Raw genomic sequence first — 16,880 nt, forward strand, 5'->3', positions numbered from 1 at the left:
GAGGTCAGTCCTGCGCGGCGACGACCGCCCACACGGTCTTGGCGCCGGGCTGCCGGAACCAGCCGTGCCGCGCCGCGAGGTCGGCGACCAGGTAGAGGCCGAAGCCGCCGAGGCCCGGGTCCCGGCCCTCCGCCGGGGCGGGGGGCACCTCGGTGGAGGAGTCGCTGACCGAGATCAGCCACTCGTCCTCGCCCCGGCTCAGCGCCGCGGCGACCGGCGCGCCGCCATGGCGCAGCGCGTTGGAGGCGAGCTCGTCGCTGATCAGCACCAGCCGCTCGGCCCAGTGCTCGCGCTGGGGGTGCTCGACCGCGGCACTCCCCGTCAGCTCGACGCGGAGTCGCGCCCGCAGCGTGGCGAGCTCGGCGAGCGAGTACAGCTCCTGGCACCAGAGCTCGCGGAAGCCGGACGGAAGGCGAGCCGGCTGCCAGAGGGCCACCCTCACCGCCTTCGTCGCCGGGCCCGCGGGTTCGAGCCGTGCCCGGAACCGCTCCTGCCGCTCCGTGCCGTCCGTCGGGTGCCCGCGACGACGCCTTCCGAACCATGACGATGAATGGTTACCCCGACCGGGGGAGGGCGCCCGCGCACTGCCTCTAGGGTCCCATCCCGTGGCAGCCGACACGTTCGGGACGGCGGACCTGCGCCGTGCCGTGCTCGCGGCGTGGGCCGACTCCCCGGCGCGGTTCCGGGAGGACGCCAACGCCGAGGAGGACCTGGTCCGCGGCGGCTACCGCGACCGGCTGCTCGTCGAGCTGGCGCAGAACGCCGCCGATGCCGCCGTCCGCGCCGGAGCGCCCGGCCGGCTCCGGCTGGAGCTGACCGGCGACACGCTGCGCGCGGCCAACACCGGCACCCCGCTCGACGCCGACGGGGTACGGGGACTGGCGACCCTGCGCGCGTCGGCGAAGCGCGACGACGTCGCGAGCGTCGGCCGGTTCGGCGTCGGCTTCGCGGCCGTGCTGGCGGTCAGCGACGAGCCCGCCGTCCTCTCGACGACCGGCGGCGTGCGGTTCAGCGCGGCCGCCACCCGCGCGGAGGTGGCCGCGCTGCCGGGGCCGGCGGCGGAGCTGGCGCGACGGGAGGGTGCCGTCCCGGTTCTGCGCCTGCCCTGGCCGGCGGCCGGAGCGCCACCCGAGGGCTTCGCGACCGAGGTGGTGCTGCCACTGCGGTCCGGCGCCCGGGCCGCGGTCGCGGCGGCGCTGGAGGCGGTGTCCGGCGATCTGCTGCTCGCGCTGCCCGGGCTGGCGTCGGTGGAGGTGGTCGTCGACGGAACACCGCGCACCGTCGACGTCGAGCGGTCCGAGGGCCGCGTCCGGATCCGCGACGGGGCGGGGACGACGGTCTGGCGGGTCGCGGAGCGATCCGGGGAGCTGGCCGAGGAACTGCTCGCCGACCGCCCGGTGGAGGAGCGCGCGCGGCGCACCTGGACCGTCACCTGGGCGGTACCGCTCGACGAGGACGGGGGACCGTGCCCGCTGACCGGTCGGCAGGTGGTGCATGCGCCGACGCCGAGCGACGAGCCGCTCTCGCTGCCGCTGCGGCTGATCGCGCCGTTCCCGCTGGCGCTCGACCGGCGGCACGTCCTACCCGGCCCGGTGACCGATGCGCTGGTCGCCGGCGCGACCGCGGCGCTGCCCGACCTGCTGGGCGGGCTGCCGCCCGTGCCGGCCCTGCTGGCGCTGGTGCCCCGGGTCGGGCTGGCCGGGGCCCCGCTCGACGCCGCCGTCTGCGCGGCATCGCTCGACCGGCTGCGGCACGCCGCCTGGCTGCCCGCGGCCGGGGAACGCCGCCGGCAGGCACCCGGCCGCGCGTGCGCACTGGACGAGGCCACCGAGCAGCGGATCGCTGCCCTGACCGGCGTGCTGCCCGGGCTCCTGCCCACGGAGTGGTCGCGCCGCGCCGACGCACCGGCGCTCGCTGCCCTCGGGGTCCGGCGGGTGAGCACCGCCGAGGCGGTCGAGGCGGTCCGGGGCATCGACCGCCCGCCGTCGTGGTGGGCACGCCTGTACGCCGCCCTGGACGGCGCCGACCGGGAGGAGCTCGCCGCGCTGCCCGTGCCGCTGGCCGACGGGCGCACCGCGCACGGGCCGGCGGGGGTGCTGCTGCCCGCCGACGGACTGCCGGTCGCCCGGCTCGCGCCGCTCGGCCTCCGGCTGGCCGAGCCCGAGGCGGTGGCCCTCCCGGCCGCCCGGCGGCTGCTGGAGCGGCTCGGTGCGCGTCCGGCCACGGCCGCCGCGGTGCTCGCCGACCCCTCGGTGCGGTCCGCCGTCGAGACGTCGATGGACGCCGTGGAGGACGTCACCGGGGAGGGGCCCGACCCGGCCGAGCTGGCCGAGGCGGTGCTCGCCCTCGTCGCCGCGGCCCGCCCGCAACCCGGGGAGCTGCCGTGGCTGGCCGAGCTGGCGCTGCCCGACGACGACGGAGCGTGGGCGCCGGCGGGCGAGCTGGTGCTGCCCGATTCGCCGCTGGCCGCCGTCCTGGAGCCGGGCGCACTGGGGGTGCTCGCCGAACGGACCGCCGCCACCGCCGACCCGGACGCGCTCCGGGCCGTCGGCGTCCTCGACACCTTCCCCCTGGTCCGGGCCGAGGACCCCGACGACCTGGACGTCGACGCCGCGGCGGAGTGGGTCGACGCCGTCCTCGACCGGCTGCCCGTCGACGCCCCGCCACCGCGGTGGCCGGCGGTCACCGCCGTGCGTGACCTCGAGCTCGTGGCCGACTGGCCGCGCGCGCTGCCGCTGCTGGCCCGGCTGCCGGCCCGGGCGCGGGACGACGTGGTTCTCGCCGGAACCAGGGCGCCCAGTTATCTGCGCTGGTGGCTCCGGACCCGGCCGGTGCTCGGCGGGCAGCGGCCCGGCCGGCTCCGCCACCCCGACGGCGCGGAGTTGCAGGGACTGTACGAATCCGCGGTCGCGTCGCCGGAGGTGCTCGCCCTGCTCGCTCCGCCGCGCACGGTCGACGACCTGCTGGTCGACGTCGACGACGCCCTCGACCTGCTCGACCGTCTCGGTGACCCGGCCCGCACGGTGCGTCCAGAGGTGCTCAGGACGGTCTACGCCCGTCTGGCCTGCGCGCTCGAAGGCGTCGACGCCGATCCGCCGGAGCGGGTCCGCGTCGCGCCCGACCGGGTGGCCGAGGACGCCGTGGTGCTCGACCTGCCGTGGTTGCAGCCGCTGGTCGACGTGCCGCTGGTGCCCGGTGGCGGCGCTCCCGGCGCGGTCGCCGACCTGCTCGACCGCCCGCTGGCCGGTGAGGTCGTGCGCGCCGCCGTGGCGGGGAGCGGCCGGCGCACGCCCTGGGCCGACCTGCCGGGGGCCGACCTCGCCGCGGCCCGTCTCGGCCGGGACGGCCTCGGCGGTGAGGTCGAGGTGCACGAGGCGCTGGCCGTCGGTGGCCGGTCGGTCTCCTGGTGGCGCGACGGCGAGGTCGACCACGTCGACGGCTCGCCGGAGGCGCTCGGCCGGGCCCTCGCGTGGCGGGCCGGCGCCTGGTCGCGCCGGCAGGCGCTGGCGGAGGCGTTCGCCTTCCCCGACCGCGCCGACCGGCTGGCCGCCGAGGACGCGGTCGAGCAGTAGCGCGCGGCGCCACTGGCCCCACCGCGGGATGGCGGCGGCTCCGGCCGCGTGACCGCGAGCGGACGGGCGCCCGCCGGACCGGGAGACCGCAGGAACGGGCGCCGGCGCTGTCGAGGGAATTACCCGTCGGGGGCCCGCTGCGCCTGCCGTGCCTGGTGGGCCTCCCAGCGGGCGCGGTCGCGGGCGCGGGCGGCGGCGCCGCGTTCCCACTTCTCCTTGCGCCGGCGCGCGCGGGCGGCCTCGCGCTCCTCGTAGGTCGCGTGCTGGTCCCAGTTGCGAGCGGCGAAGGCCATCGCCAGCCCGGTCGTGCCCACGATCACGACGAACGAGGCCAGCACCCAGTCGAGCCAGGTGAACGCGGCGACCCCGGCGGCCGCCCAGACCAGCGTCGCGGTCCAGAGCAGCGTCGGCCGGTCCCGCCCGGCCTGCTGCTCGTCCGTCATGCCGCCCAGTATCCGCTCCCCGGTGGGCCCCGTCCGGTTCCGGTCCGCGATCGATCGTGTGACATCTGTGACGATCGGGGGTGTCGGGGCCTTGCGGATGACGCCGGTGATCCCTACCGTCAGGGGCGCGGTTCAACAGACAGCCGTCTCCAGTGGTCGTCCTGTCGGAACCGCCTCGGCCGCGTCTTCACTGGTCCGGTACCTGCTGAAAGGTGCTCCGTGACCGCAATGCCGCTCGATCCACCTGTCGACGAACTCGTCACCATCGACGTCGCCCAGTCCGATTCCGCCGTGTGCGTCACCGCCGTCGGCGAGATCGACTCCACCTCCGCGCCCGTGCTCCGTCAGAAGCTCGACGCCGTGCTGGAGAGCGGCCTGCCCGAGCTGACCGTCGACCTGGGCGGGGTCACCTTCCTGGACTCGGCGGGCCTCTGCGTGCTGGCCGCCACCCACCGCCGCGCCGTCCGTCAGGGCATGCGGATGCGGGTCCTCGCCTCGTCGCGGGCGGTCATCCGTCCGCTGCAGATCACCGGTCTGTGGGAGCTGCTCGAGGCCGAGCAGGTCGAGGAGGGGTCCTCGGCGGCGCGGGGCACGGCGCCGCCTGACGCCCCGTTCCCGGCCACTCGTCCCGCTCCCCCGCCGAGGGACGGCAGGGTCCTCGCACGTCTCGTGACGGCCAGGAGCACACTCGGTGCCCAGCGGAGACGTTCGAGGAGGAGCACGTGCGAGAAGCGGTCATCTGCGAGCCCCTGCGGACCCCGGTCGGGGGTTTCGGCGGATCGCTGCGGGACGTGCCGGCCCAGGAGCTGGCCGCCACGGTCATCCGGGCGCTGCTCGAGCGGACCGGCCTCCCCCGAATCGGTGGACGACGTCCTGCTGGGCCACTCCTACCCCACGATGGACGCCCCGGCGCTCGGCCGCGTCGCCGCCCTCGACGCCGGACTGCCCGTGACCGCATCGGGCCTGCAGATCGACCGGCGCTGCGGCTCCGGACTGCAGGCCGTGCTGTACGCGGCCATGCAGGTGCAGTCCGGCGCGATGGACGTCGTCCTCGCGGGTGGCGCGGAGTCGATGAGCAACGCGCCGTTCTACTCGTCGGCCATGCGCTGGGGCGTCAAGGCGGGCCCCGGCGTCCTGCTGCAGGACGGCCTCTCCCGGGGCCGCGTCACGGCCGGCGGGCAGTTCCACCCGGTTCCCGGCGGCATGCTCGAGACGGCGGAGAACCTGCGCCGCGAGTACAAGATCTCCCGCGAGGAGCAGGACGAGTACGCCGTCCGCAGCCACCAGCGCGCGGCTGCCGCGACCGAGTCGGGCACGTTCGCCGAGGAGATCGTGCCGGTCACCGTGACCAGCCGGAAGGCCGAGACGGTCGTCGACCGCGACGAGCACATCCGCCCGGACTCGACCGTCGAGACCCTCGCCAGACTACGGCCGGTCATGGGGCGGGACGACCCCGAGGCCACCGTCACCGCCGGGAACGCCAGCGGTCAGAACGACGGCGCGGCGGTCGCGATCGTCACCCACCCGGACAAGGCCGCCGAGCTCGGACTGCGCCCGCTGGCCCGGCTGGTGTCCTGGGGGCTGGCGGGCGTTCCGCCGAAGACGATGGGCATCGGCCCGGTGCCGGCCACCGCCAAGGCCCTCGGACTGGCCGGGATCACGCTGGCCGACGTCGACCTGATCGAGCTCAACGAGGCCTTCGCCGCCCAGGTGCTGGCGGTGACCCAGGAGTGGGGCTTCACGCCGGCCGACTTCGAGCGCACCAACGTCAACGGCTCGGGCATCTCGCTGGGCCACCCGGTCGGTGCCACCGGGGGCCGCATCCTGGCCACCCTGCTGCGGGAGATGGACCGACGCGAGGTCCGCTACGGCCTCGAGACCATGTGCATCGGCGGCGGACAGGGGCTGGCCGCGCTGTTCGAGCGCGTGTCGTGAGGTCGCGGGTCGCGATCGTCACCGGTGCCGCTCGCGGCATCGGCGCGGCCACCGCCCAGCGGCTGGCGGCCGACGGCTTCGCCGTCGCGGTGCTCGACCTGACCGAGGACGACGTCCGCGACACGGTGGCCGCGATCGAGTCCGCCGGTGGGCGGGCCCTCGCCGTGGGAGCCGACGTGGGCGACAGCGAGCAGGTGCAGCTCGCCGTCGACCGGATCGCCGCCGAGCTCGGGCCGCCCGTGGTGCTGGTGAACAACGCCGGCGTGACGCGCGACAACCTGCTGTTCAAGATGACCGACGCCGACTGGGACCTGGTCATGCACGTGCACCTGCGGGGCTCGTTCCTGATGTCCCGCGCGGCGCAGCAGCACATGACCGAGGCCGGCTGGGGCCGGATCGTGAACCTGTCGAGCACCTCCGCGCTGGGCAACCGCGGCCAGGCCAACTACGCCGCCGCCAAGGCGGGGCTGCAGGGGTTCACGAAGACGCTGGCCATGGAGCTCGGCAGGTTCGGCGTCACGGTCAACGCCGTCGCTCCCGGCTTCGTCGTCACCGACATGACCAGGGCCACCGCCCAGCGCCTGGGCCAGGAGTGGGAGCCCTACGTCGCCGCCCGCGCGGCCGCGATCCCGGTCGCCCGGGCCGGGCAGCCGGAGGACATCGCGCACACCGTGTCGTTCCTCGTCAGCGAGGGCGCCGGGTTCGTCTCCGGTCAGGTGCTCTACGTGGCCGGCGGGCCCCGGACCTAGGTGCGCTCGGGATAGCGGGCCCGCACGAAGCAGAACGCCCCGAACGCGGCGATGCCCACGGCGACGAGGGTGAGCAGGATCTGGCCGAAGGGCAGGTCGAGGATCGTGCGCAACGCGCCGTCCAGCCCGCGGGCCTTCGACGGGTCGAACGTGACCGCCGCCCAGATGAGCAGCGCCCCCACGCCGGCCAGGGCGATGCCCTTGCCGGGGAAGCCGACCTGGCCGAGCCGGGTGACCAGACGGACGGCGCCCCGGGAGCAGTCGGTGGTGTCGATCTCCTTCAGGAAGTGCTTGTTGAAGCCCTTGCGCACGTGCCAGGCGCCCACGCCGATCAGGACGAGGCCGGCCGCACCGACCAGCCACTGACCGGCGGGCCAGCTGAAGACGCCGGCGGTGGTCTGCTGCTGGGAGCCCGAGCTCGAGGTCGCGCTGCCGGTCGCGTAGCGGATCGCCAGCACGGCCAGCGCGACGTAGATGACCGCCTTGACCAAAGCCCTGCCGGACCGCCGGAGCGCCGTGGTGCGCGTCTTGCCGGACGCCGACCAGCCGTGCCGCCAGCGGAGCACCTCGGCGGCCTGCCACACGGCGAGCGCGATGAGACCCACGGCGAGGATCCACAGCAGCGGCTTCCCGAACGAGGACTCGGCCAGGGTGGCCATGGCGCCCGACTGGTCGGCCGACTCGCCCCCGCCGCCCCAGGCCAGCTGCAGGGCCAGCCATGCGACGAGGACGTGGACCAGCCCGTAGGCGATCAGGCCCACCCGGGCGAGGTGCTCGAGCCCATCGCTGTCGGCAGCCTCCCGGGCCGCAGCCAGTGGAGAACCGGTCGATCGTCCTGCCCGCACCACCCGCCGCTCCTCCGTGCACCGTCCCCGCGGATCGCTCCGCCGTGGAGGACCACTGTTCAGCGTGGCACGGGACGCAGCGCGGTGCCTGCCGGACGCGCGCTCAGGGTGAGGGACACTGGAGCCGTGGCGAACGCAGTGACCGGCATCCTGGCCAGCAGCACCCCCGACCTGGCGGCTCCGGACGTGGCCCGCCGGGCGTGGCCGCAGTGGCTCGCTCTGGGTGGCGGGATGATCGCGGTCGCCGTCGCCGCGCTCGTGTGGCAGGCGGCGGGCGCCCGGCTGCTGCTCGGTGCGGTCGGGCTCTTCCTGGCGGTTCGGGGCGCGCTGCTGCTGCGCGGCGCACGGTCCGGGGCCATGAGCGCCGCCGTGGCCGACCGCGCCCGTGGCCTGGGTGCCGCATCGGTGGCCGCGGGCGCCGCCGCGCTGGTGGTCGCCGCCGTGTCGGGCGCCGCGGCGGCGGGGGTGCTGGTGATCGCCGTACCCGTGGTGCTGCTGGCCGGCGCGGCGTCGTTGCTGGCCCGCCGGGGCCCCGGTCGCAAGGTGCTCGGCGTCGCCACACTGGTCTGGGGGGTCCTGGTCACCGGCCTGCTCGCCCTCGCGGGAGCCACCCAGGGGTGGGAGCGCGCCGCGGAGGCCGCCACGGTCGTGACCGCGCTGGTGCTCGCCGTCCTCGCGGTGCCGCTCATCGTCTCCGCCCTGGGTCTGCGTCAGGTGGCGGCCCGGCCGGCACCGCCGCCGTCCCGTCCGGCGGCCTGCGCCGGCTGCGCTTGCGGCGCCGGCGGCTGCGGGGCCTGACCCGGGCGCATCCGGACGGTTCCGGGCCGCCGGCTGGGTACAGCACGGGCCGTGAGCGGTCACGTCTTCGTCGTCGGCGCGGACCTGACACGGCTGTCCTGCGACGACGTCCTGGTGCCGACCGACCGCTCGCTGCGGGTGTCGTCGGGCTGGTGCCCGCTGCTGCCGCCGCAGCTGATCGGCGGGCACGACGACGACAGCGCCTGCCTCGACCTCGAGTGGTCCGGGAACGGGCGCGTGCTGCGCGTGCCGGGGGACGGCGACCGTTGCGTGTGGCTGGTCGACACGGTCGACGCCTCCGACCGGGAGGGCGACGGCAGTCTCGACCGGCTGATCGACGGCGCGCGCGAGGCGCTGGCCGCCGTGGCACGGCGCGACGTGCCGGTGCCGGCGCACGGCCGGGCCAGGCGGCTGGTCGGGCTCCCGGCGCTCGGCACCGGCTGGGGCGGTGCGGCCGGTGAGCGCGGGGCGCTCCTGCAGCGGCTGCTCCCGGTGCTGCGCGCGGCGGCGGAGGAACACGGTTTCGACGTCGCCCTGGTGCTGCGCGGCCCGAGCGATCTCGCCGCCGCCCAGCGGGTGCGGCGTGGCGAGGACGGCGGCTGGGACCTGCCCGACCACCTGCGGGAGGTGGCCCGGCAGCTCGGGGAGCGGGCCCGGCGCGGACAGCTCGCGGTGTTCATCGGCGCGGGCGTGAGCGCCGCCGCCGGGCTGCCCACGTGGGAGCAGCTGCTGGGGGAGCTGGCCGAGCGGACCGGTCTGGCCGACGACCTGCGGGCCGGTCTCGAGCGGTTGCCGGCGCAGGACGCGGCGGCACTGCTGGCGCGGGAACTCGGCCGCGAACAGCTGGAGGGCTACGTCAAGGAGCGGTTCGGGCCGGGCCCGTACGCGCTGGCCCACGCACTGATCGCCGACCTGCCGGTGCAGGAGTTCGTGACCACGAACTACGACCCCCTGGTCGAGCTGGCGGCCGCCGACATCGGGCGCGACGTGCGGGTGCTGCCCTTCGAGGAGGCCGCGCCGGGCCATCCCTGGCTGCTCAAGCTGCACGGGGACGCCGCCCATCCGGAGAGCGTCGTGCTGACCCGCGAGGAGTACCTGCAGTTCGGGGACAGCCGGGCCGCGCTGGCCGGCGTCCTGCACTCGCTGCTGCTCACCCGGCACGTGCTCTTCGTCGGCACCTCGATGCTGGACGACGACCTCGTCCGCATCGCCCACCAGGTCCGCAGCGCCCTCCAGCTGCAGGGGACGCCGTCCGAGCGGCGCAACGGCACGGTGCTGGCCCTGCGCCACGACCCGGCGCGGGCGCGGCTGTGGGAGCGGGACGTCGAGACGATCGCGATGAGCGCCGGCGACACGTCACCGGCCGAGGCGGCGCGGCGGCTCGAGGTGCTGCTCGACCTGATCGGCTGTCTGTCCACCCCGCCGACCGGGTACCTGCTCGACCCGGCCTACCGGGGCATGCTCGACGACGAGGAGCGCCGGCTGTCCGACGCGCTGTCGGCGGTCGCGACGACGCTGCCGGACGACGTCCGCTCGTCCGCGGCGGCCGAGGTCGGTGCGCTGCTCCGGCGGCTGGGTCACCGCGGCGGGGCGGGGGGCGGCGAGGAGCCTCCGCCCGACGGCGCGACCGCCGACCGCGACGACCGCGTGCAGGAGCAGCGCCCGGGCTGAGCGGCGATTGCCCGCCGGTCGTCCGGGGCACCGACAGCTCATGGTGCGACTGGAGAACGGCCTGCTCCTGCTCGCCAAGGGCTACGGCTGGTTGCCCGACAAGCGCCGGGCACTGGGCCGGCGGACCGTGCCGACCCGGCTGGGCGGGATGCCGGCGTTCGGCATCGAGGGCCCGGACGCCGCGCGGTTCCTCTACGACGAGGATCACGTGCTGCGGTCGCACGCCATCCCCGAGCCGGTGCAGGGCACGCTGTTCGGCAAGGGCGCCGTGCACACCCTCGACGGCGAGGAGCACCGGGTCCGCAAGGCCATGTTCGTCGCGCTGCTCATGCGCGAGGAGGGCATCGCCTCGCTGGTGCAGCGGGTGACCGAGGCCTGGGACGACGCCGCCGCCGAATGGGCCCGCCGCCCCTTCGTCGTGCTGTTCGGCGAGTCCGCGCAGGTGATCGCCGGCGCGGTGACCCGCTGGACCGGCGTCCCCGTGCGCGACGACGAGGTGCCGTCCCTGGCCCGCGACCTGCAGGCGATGGTCGACGGCTTCGCCACCGGCGGGCCCCGGCACTTCCGCGCGCGGCGGGCTCGCGGCCGTCGCGAGGCGTGGCTGGCGCAGCTCGTCCGCGACGTGCGGAGCGGGACGAGGACGGTGCCTGAGGACTCCGCGGTGGCCGTGGTCGCCGATCACCGGGACGCCGATGGCGCGCAGCTGGACTCCCGCGTGGCGGCCGTCGAGCTGCTCAACATCATCCGGCCCACGACCGCGATCAGCTGGTTCGTCGCCTTCTCGGCGCACGCCCTCATCCGCTGGCCGGAGGTGCGCAAGCGGCTGGCCGACGGCGACCCGGCCTTCGCCGAGGCCTTCGCCCACGAGGTGCGCCGGTTCTACCCGTTCGCTCCGTTCATCGGCGGCCGGGCGGCACAGCAGCTCGAGTGGGACGGCGAGCCGATCCCGGAGAACGCGATGGTGCTGCTGGACCTGTACGGGCAGAACCACGACGCCGACCTGTGGGGCGACCCGTACGCGTTCCGGCCGGAGCGCTTCCTCGGCCGACAGATCGGGGAGTTCGAGCTGGTGCCGCAGGGCGCCGGCGAGCCGCGCACCAACCACCGCTGCCCGGGAGAGCAGATCACCGTGGCGGTGCTGTCGGCGCTGGCCGTCCGGCTGGCCCGGCTGGAGTTCGACGTGCCCGAGCAGGACCTGTCGATCTCGCTGCGCCGGATCCCCGCGAAGCCGGCCAGCGGCGTCGTGCTCAGGGTGCGGGGCTAATTCTGCGATCGACAAGGGGTGCCCATGAAGGCGGCCTATGGGACACCCGCGCCTGCGACAACGGCCGAAGGAGGCTTGGTAAGGCGCTGCACTCGTACGGCGAAGTCACCGTGCCGGTTGGATCGCCGAGATGGGCATGCCCTCCCCGTTCGCGTCGCCCGGGGACGAGGCAAGCTTCCCGCCTGGGATGCTGCCGAGCGCACGGCCCCGGGTGTCCACGGGCGGCTGCGCCAAGATGGGCGGGTGGCCAGCAAGTCAGTCCCTGAGGCGATCCGCGCGACTGTGGGAGCCCTGCCCTCTAGCAAGAAGCAACTCAAGAAGCTTGGTCAACGTCTCGTCGATGGGACAGCGACTGCCGAAGATCAGGAATCATATAACCAAACGATCGCATTCTACGACGATCTACAAGCAGCCACCGTGAATGCCCTAGTTCACATTCCCTGGGAAAAGGTCGCAAAGGCTCCTGGGGAAGTCATTGTCGCCGGTCGCGCGAAGACTTTGGACACGCTCTTGCAGAAGTTGGAGCGCACGCCGGAGATCGGCTTTGCCAACGTGCGCGATGTGGCTGGCGTCCGCGTCGTGGGTGACTTCACCCTGGCTGAGCAGGACGTCGTGGTGGGAGTGATCAAGCGAGTGTTCCAGTGCCCCGACGCCCAAATTATTGATCGCCGGGCGCAGCCCGAGGCTGGATACAGAGCAGTGCATGTAGTCCTCCCGCTGTGCGGAGTCCACGTCGAGGTCCAAGTCCGCACTCGCCTGCAGCACCACTGGGCCGAGCTGTTCGAACGGCTGGCAGACCAGTGGGGACGTCAGATCCGCTATGGAGGCGCCCCCGACCCGGGGGACTCCAGCGAGCTCGCCGAGACCCGCAAGGAGTTTGTCCACGACCTGCAGCAGGCGAGTGTCGAGGTGATCGCGCCAATGGAAGAGACGCGGTCCAGCATCGATCTGCTGCGCCGCGCGGTGACGGGAGACGTCCAAAGCGACGACCCAATGCTCGAACGGATCGCGAGGACGGCACCAGACATGACGATCACTTCAGAGGAGCTGCCAGACCTTCCGCCGGAGTTGGCCCACACGGGCAACCTCACCGCGGTACTGGACTGGGAGATGGCGAAGGCGCAAAGCCTCGCCAACCAATTGGGGGAATCTCTGCTGCAGTTCAGTGCGCTGCTTGCCGAAGACGAGGAGACGCAGGGTCCTCAGGCCTACGATGAGGGGGTGACGCAGCCGTGAGCAGTTTCCTGCTGGTCTACAACCGTCGAACCGGGCAACTGGAGCATGAGGAGTTCGCGGGGGAGCGAGGCCGTCGGCGTGCCCTCCGCCGACGCTTAGAACTTGAGCGAGACCGACCGAGCAAGGACATTGAGGTTGTCGTGCTGTCGGCCAACTCCATCGATCAGATCAAGCAAACGCACGGACGGTACTTCCGGACAGCCAGTGGTCTTCTACGTGACACGGCCCAGCTGGACCAGGTGTAGCTCCTGGGGTCGGTAGCCCTCCAGCTCAGGCCGCTGTAGCCACGCGCTTCCGCGGAAGCGTCTGCCGGCATGTGCCGGGCGCCTTCTCAGCGAGCACATGTGAGGCGGTCTACTTCTGCCATGTCGACATACGACCGTGACATCGCCCGCCTCGAAGCCATGGCCGAGGACATTCGAGCGATCAGGGCCCGCACGTGCGAGCCCAAGAACCAAAGCAACCCTCGCTATCACGCGTTGTCCATGGCGGTGTCGGGCCTGTTAAAGGCTGTCGACGACATGCGTAAGGAGTCCTAGGAGTGTCGCGTGAGACGCGGTCTCCGACGCTCGGCCGCAGTGTCCCTGAGTGGGCCGCTCAGGGACACCAGCGTCGGGCCGGCTCTGAGGGCGGCTTCCGGGACCGCACCTGCTCCCCGAACATTGGGCGCTGAGGACCAGTTTTCAGGCCGGAAACGGGTACTTGGCGCCCACTGTTCGGCAGCCGGAGCAATCCGAGGGACGCTGCGACTCGGAGTCCCTCAGTGGGTGGACAGGGACACCTCGCCCGCGCGGCTCGGGGCACCCCACGTAGAGGAGAGTCCCCGTGGGCACGGTGGCGGAGAAGTCCGACGCGGTCAGCGACGGGAGCCGGGAGGCGCGTCCCCGCTGACCGCCCAGCGCCCCGAGGGCAGGTCCATGGCCCAGATCGCCTGGCACAGCGTCGGGTATCCGAGAACCATCGCCATGGGCTCGGGGAGATCGGCCACGGCGACCACATGACCCGCGAAGGGGACCTCTGCGATCCGGTAGTCGCCCATGCGGCACACGTCCGTGGCCACCGTCGTCCCGGACGAGTCGGTCCCACGGGCGCTGCCCGGCGCGGTGAACAGCTGCTGATGCGAGGCCACCAGTCCCCGGTCGACCACCGTGACATCGGCACCGGTGTCCCACAGCGCCCGGACCACCCGTCCTCCGGGCAGGGTCACCGGCAGGTAGCAGTGCCCCCGCGGACCACGCTCGAGCGGCAGGTCGGGTGCCAGGTCTTCGGGCGCCGTCGCGTGCAGGCTCGCCGCCGGACCGTCGAGCAGGAGCCCGTGCGCACCGAGTACGTCCAGGCCCAGGAGCGAACGGGAACGCGCGCCGCCGGTGCGGAGCCGGGCAACCGTGCGCGGTCCGGCGGTGAGGCCCGGCACGGTGAGGTCCGGCAGGGCCACTCGCTCGACCGGGGCGCGGCCGAACAGACCCTCCGCCGTGTCCTGACCGACCAGGTTGGCCGGGACCAGACCGTCGGGGTCCGCGAGCTGCGTCGAGGGACTCCCGGTGTCCAGCACGAACGAGTGCGGCGCTCCGGCCACCGTCCCGTCGACGCAGAGCAGGGCGCACTCGTCGAACTCCGCATCGGGCTCGACCCGGAGCGGGACCGGCAGCACGTCAGCCGCCGGGGGCGGGGCCGAGGCCGGCGTCGCGGGCCAGCGCCACGGCCTCGGCGCGGCTGGCGGCGTGCAGCTTGGTGAGCACGTCGGAAACGCGGTTGCGCACGGTCTTCTCGCTCAGGAACAGCCGGGTCGCGATCGCCGCGTTCGGCAGCCCGTGCGCGACCAGGTCGAGCACCTCCCGCTCGCGGTCGGTCAGCTCCGGGAAGGGGATTGCGGTCGACCGACCGCGCGACGACGCGAAGAACGCCAGCACCCGGTCGGCGATCCGCGGCCCGAACACCGCCTCGGACCGCGCCGCGGCACGCACGGCGCGGGCGATGTCGGCGCCCTCGCTCTCCTTGAGCAGGTAGCCGCGGGCACCGGCCCGCAGGGCGGCGAACACCGAGTCGTCGTCGTCGCTCATCGTCAGCACGACCACCGCCGTCTCCGGCTGGGTGGCCGCGATCGTCGCCGTCGCCGGCACCCCGCCACCGCCGGGCATCCGCAGATCCATGAGGACGACGTCCGGGCGCAGCTCGCGGGCGACGGCGACCGCCGCCTCGCCGTCCGCGGCCGTGCCCACCACGTCGATGTCCTCGGCGTCGTCCAGCGCGTCGGCGACCCCGTCGCGGTAGACGGGATGGTCGTCGACGACCACCACCCGGATCGGTGCGCTCACCGGGCCGCCAGCGGGAGGAGGGCCCGGACCGTCGTGCCCTCACCGGGTGCGGTGCGCACGTCCAGGCTGCCGCCGAGCTCGGCGGCCCGCTCGCGCATCGACGTCGTCCCCACCCCCGGGACGGCGTCGGCCGGCACGCCGCGGCCGTCGTCGCTGATCTCCACGAGCAGATCGTCGCCGGACACCCGCAGCCCGACCGTGCAGGTGGCGGCCTCGGCGTGGCGCACGGCGTTGGCCACGGCCTCGGTGGCGATGCGGTACGCGGCCACCTCCACGGCGGCGCGCAGCGGGGGCAGCGCCTCCGCCTCGACGGTGACGCGGGCCTCGTCCGCCGTCCCGACCGGGCCACCGGCGCCGACCGGCAGCCGGTAGGCGGCGACGTGCTCGCGCAGCGCCGCGACCAGGCCGAGCTCGTCCAGCGCCGGAGGCCGGAGGTCGTCGACCGCCCGGCGCACCGCGGCCACGGTGCGGCGCATCTGGTCGCGCAGCCGGCCGGCCACCGCCGCCATCTCCGGGTCGCCGGACAGCTTCCCCGCCAGCCGCTCCAGCTGCAGCGCCATGCCGGCGAGCTCGGGCCCCACGCCGTCGTGCAGGTCGTGCCGCAGCCGGCGACGCTCCTCCTCCCGCCCGGCGACGATCCGCTCGCGGCTGGCCTGCAGGTCGGCGACCAGCCCGGCGGCCCAGACGAACGCCGCGGCGCGGCGGGCGGCGAGGTCGAGGGCGTCCCGCTCCGACCGGCGCCACCGCTCGCCGGGGAACCGGTGCGTCACCCGCAGGACGCCGACCTCGCGGCCCAGCGAGGTCAGCGGCAGGTCGTCCGCGCCGCCCTCCACGCGCGCCTCGCCGGTCGAGCTCACGGCCGGTAGCCGGGGGTCGGCGGGCAGCACCTCGACGCGCGGCAGCCGAAGCGCCCGGGCCAGCTCGTCGGCCAGCGCCTGCATCGCCTCGGCGGGGGCGCTCACCGAGTCCAGCGACGTACCGAGGCGGGTGGCGACGGCCATCGGGTCGCGGCGCTCCCCGTAGAGCAGCCGGTCGACCGCCCGCTGCGCCCGCTCCCACCCCGCCGCCGCGGCCAGGGCGGCCAGGGCGGCCACGACGACGGCGATCCGCCGCTCGCCGGCGCTCAGCTCACCGACGACCGCGACCACCACGGCGTAGGCCACCAGCAGGAGGACCGACAGGAGGCTGAACACCAGCGCGCGGCCGACGACCAGACCGACGTCGAACAGGCCGTGCCGCAGCACGGCCACCGCCACGGCCACCGGGACCGCGGCAAAACCGACGGCGAACAGGAGGCTGGAGACCACCGGCAGGTCGATGACGATCGAGGCGATGGAGCAGACGAACAGCACCGATTCGCCCAGCAGCAGCCACTGCAGCCGGGTGCGGACCACGCCTGCGGCGCGCCGCATCCGGACGAACTGGGCGGCGACGCCGACCGCACCGCCGACCAGGAAGCAGCCGATCGAACTGATCAGCAGCAGCGCGTTGATCCAGATCGGCCCGGCCAGCGGGTTTCCCCGGTCCGGCACGTAGTCGATCGGGCCGCCGCGGAACATCGCGGCGAGGATGCCGAGCACGACCAGCGCGCCGAGTGCCCGGGCCACTCCCGTCCACCGTGCGGAGGGGAGCCGGCCGTCCGGGAAGTACAGCGGCACCAACGCGACGATGACGTAGTACGGCACGAACCCCCACGCGGCCAGCCACAGGGCGAACGACTGGAGGCCGGTCGGGTCGGCGCCGGCGTCCAGGGTGAGGACGGCGTACTCGCCGGCGAGCAGGTAGGGGCCGGTGAGCGCGCTGACCATGAGCAGCCAGCCGACCCGGTTGCCCGGCTGGCGGGCGAGCACCAGGGCGGCGACCAGCGGGTAGAGCGTGCCCAGGGTCGCGTCACCGGCGTCGACCGGGCGACCCCGCTCGAGCAGGGCTCCCAGGGCCACCGCCGCCAGCGTGCAGCCGACGCCGAGCAGCGCGAGCGCCCCCGGCAGCCAGCGGGGGACGCCGGGGGCGGGGGAGCGGCGGTCCGTCGCACCCGGCACGGCGGACATCCTG

Annotated in this window: 13 protein-coding genes; 7 read left to right on the forward strand and 6 right to left on the reverse strand. The window is 74.7% G+C overall.

What is annotated here, in order from left to right; all coding sequences use genetic code 11:
* Nucleotides 1–4: 4 nt before the first annotated feature.
* The gene (locus tag MVA48_RS22880; RefSeq protein ID WP_246984102.1) at nt 5–436 is read right to left on the reverse strand and encodes an ATP-binding protein; all 432 of its coding nucleotides are present in this window, start codon (nt 434–436) and stop codon (nt 5–7) included.
* Between the two features lie 169 nt (nt 437–605).
* On the opposite strand from MVA48_RS22880, the gene MVA48_RS22885 reads away from it, so the two are divergent.
* Nucleotides 606–3,572: a sacsin N-terminal ATP-binding-like domain-containing protein gene (locus MVA48_RS22885; protein WP_246984104.1), complete on the forward strand. Its 2,967-nt coding sequence runs from the start codon at nt 606–608 to the stop codon at nt 3,570–3,572.
* 119 nt (nt 3,573–3,691) lie between these two features.
* Here MVA48_RS22885 and MVA48_RS22890 read toward each other — a convergent pair whose 3' ends face one another.
* Nucleotides 3,692–4,015, reverse strand: coding sequence for a mechanosensitive ion channel family protein (locus MVA48_RS22890; protein ID WP_246984106.1), 324 nt, complete (start codon nt 4,013–4,015; stop codon nt 3,692–3,694).
* A gap of 228 nt (nt 4,016–4,243) precedes the next feature.
* On the opposite strand from MVA48_RS22890, the gene MVA48_RS22895 reads away from it, so the two are divergent.
* Nucleotides 4,244–5,950, forward strand: coding sequence for an acetyl-CoA C-acetyltransferase (locus MVA48_RS22895; RefSeq protein ID WP_246989354.1), 1,707 nt, complete (start codon nt 4,244–4,246; stop codon nt 5,948–5,950).
* A complete protein-coding gene (gene fabG, locus MVA48_RS22900) occupies nt 5,947–6,699 on the forward strand; it encodes a 3-oxoacyl-ACP reductase FabG (protein WP_246984107.1) in 753 nt (250 codons plus the stop codon). Before MVA48_RS22895 ends, fabG begins: the two co-directional genes overlap by 4 nt.
* Here fabG and MVA48_RS22905 read toward each other — a convergent pair.
* Nucleotides 6,696–7,547, reverse strand: coding sequence for a DUF1206 domain-containing protein (locus tag MVA48_RS22905; RefSeq protein ID WP_246984109.1), 852 nt, complete (start codon nt 7,545–7,547; stop codon nt 6,696–6,698). The two genes, fabG and MVA48_RS22905, sit on opposite strands and share 4 nt — an antisense overlap.
* Before the next feature lie 123 nt (nt 7,548–7,670).
* Between MVA48_RS22905 and MVA48_RS22910 the strand changes: the two genes are divergently transcribed.
* From MVA48_RS22910 to MVA48_RS22925, 4 genes are all read left to right on the forward strand, one after another.
* The gene (locus MVA48_RS22910) at nt 7,671–8,342 is read left to right on the forward strand and encodes a hypothetical protein (protein ID WP_246984111.1); all 672 of its coding nucleotides are present in this window, start codon (nt 7,671–7,673) and stop codon (nt 8,340–8,342) included.
* A 51-nt stretch (nt 8,343–8,393) separates the two neighbouring features.
* Nucleotides 8,394–10,013, forward strand: coding sequence for an SIR2 family NAD-dependent protein deacylase (locus tag MVA48_RS22915; protein WP_246984113.1), 1,620 nt, complete (start codon nt 8,394–8,396; stop codon nt 10,011–10,013).
* A gap of 40 nt (nt 10,014–10,053) precedes the next feature.
* Nucleotides 10,054–11,277 carry a cytochrome P450 gene (locus MVA48_RS22920; RefSeq protein ID WP_246984115.1) on the forward strand — a complete coding sequence of 408 codons (1,224 nt, stop codon included), beginning with the start codon at nt 10,054–10,056 and terminating at the stop codon, nt 11,275–11,277.
* Nucleotides 11,278–11,520: 243 nt separating this feature from the next.
* Nucleotides 11,521–12,513: a hypothetical protein gene (locus tag MVA48_RS22925; protein WP_246984117.1), complete on the forward strand. Its 993-nt coding sequence runs from the start codon at nt 11,521–11,523 to the stop codon at nt 12,511–12,513.
* Nucleotides 12,514–13,369: 856 nt separating this feature from the next.
* Here the strand turns inward: MVA48_RS22925 and MVA48_RS22930 are convergent.
* Genes MVA48_RS22930 through MVA48_RS22940 form a run of 3 tightly spaced genes read right to left on the reverse strand, consistent with a single transcriptional unit; the run spans nt 13,370 to nt 16,867 of the window.
* Nucleotides 13,370–14,164 (reverse strand): aspartyl protease family protein, encoded by a 795-nt coding sequence (locus tag MVA48_RS22930; protein ID WP_246984119.1) that lies wholly within the window; start codon nt 14,162–14,164, stop codon nt 13,370–13,372.
* Nucleotide 14,165: 1 nt separating this feature from the next.
* Nucleotides 14,166–14,828 (reverse strand): response regulator, encoded by a 663-nt coding sequence (locus tag MVA48_RS22935; protein ID WP_246984121.1) that lies wholly within the window; start codon nt 14,826–14,828, stop codon nt 14,166–14,168.
* The gene (locus tag MVA48_RS22940; RefSeq protein ID WP_246984123.1) at nt 14,825–16,867 is read right to left on the reverse strand and encodes a sensor histidine kinase; all 2,043 of its coding nucleotides are present in this window, start codon (nt 16,865–16,867) and stop codon (nt 14,825–14,827) included. The genes MVA48_RS22935 and MVA48_RS22940 overlap by 4 nt, the downstream gene beginning before the upstream one ends.
* Nucleotides 16,868–16,880: the final 13 nt, after the last annotated feature.

It is taken from the genome of Blastococcus sp. PRF04-17, assembly GCF_023016265.1.
Lineage (GTDB): Bacteria > Actinomycetota > Actinomycetes > Mycobacteriales > Geodermatophilaceae > Blastococcus_B.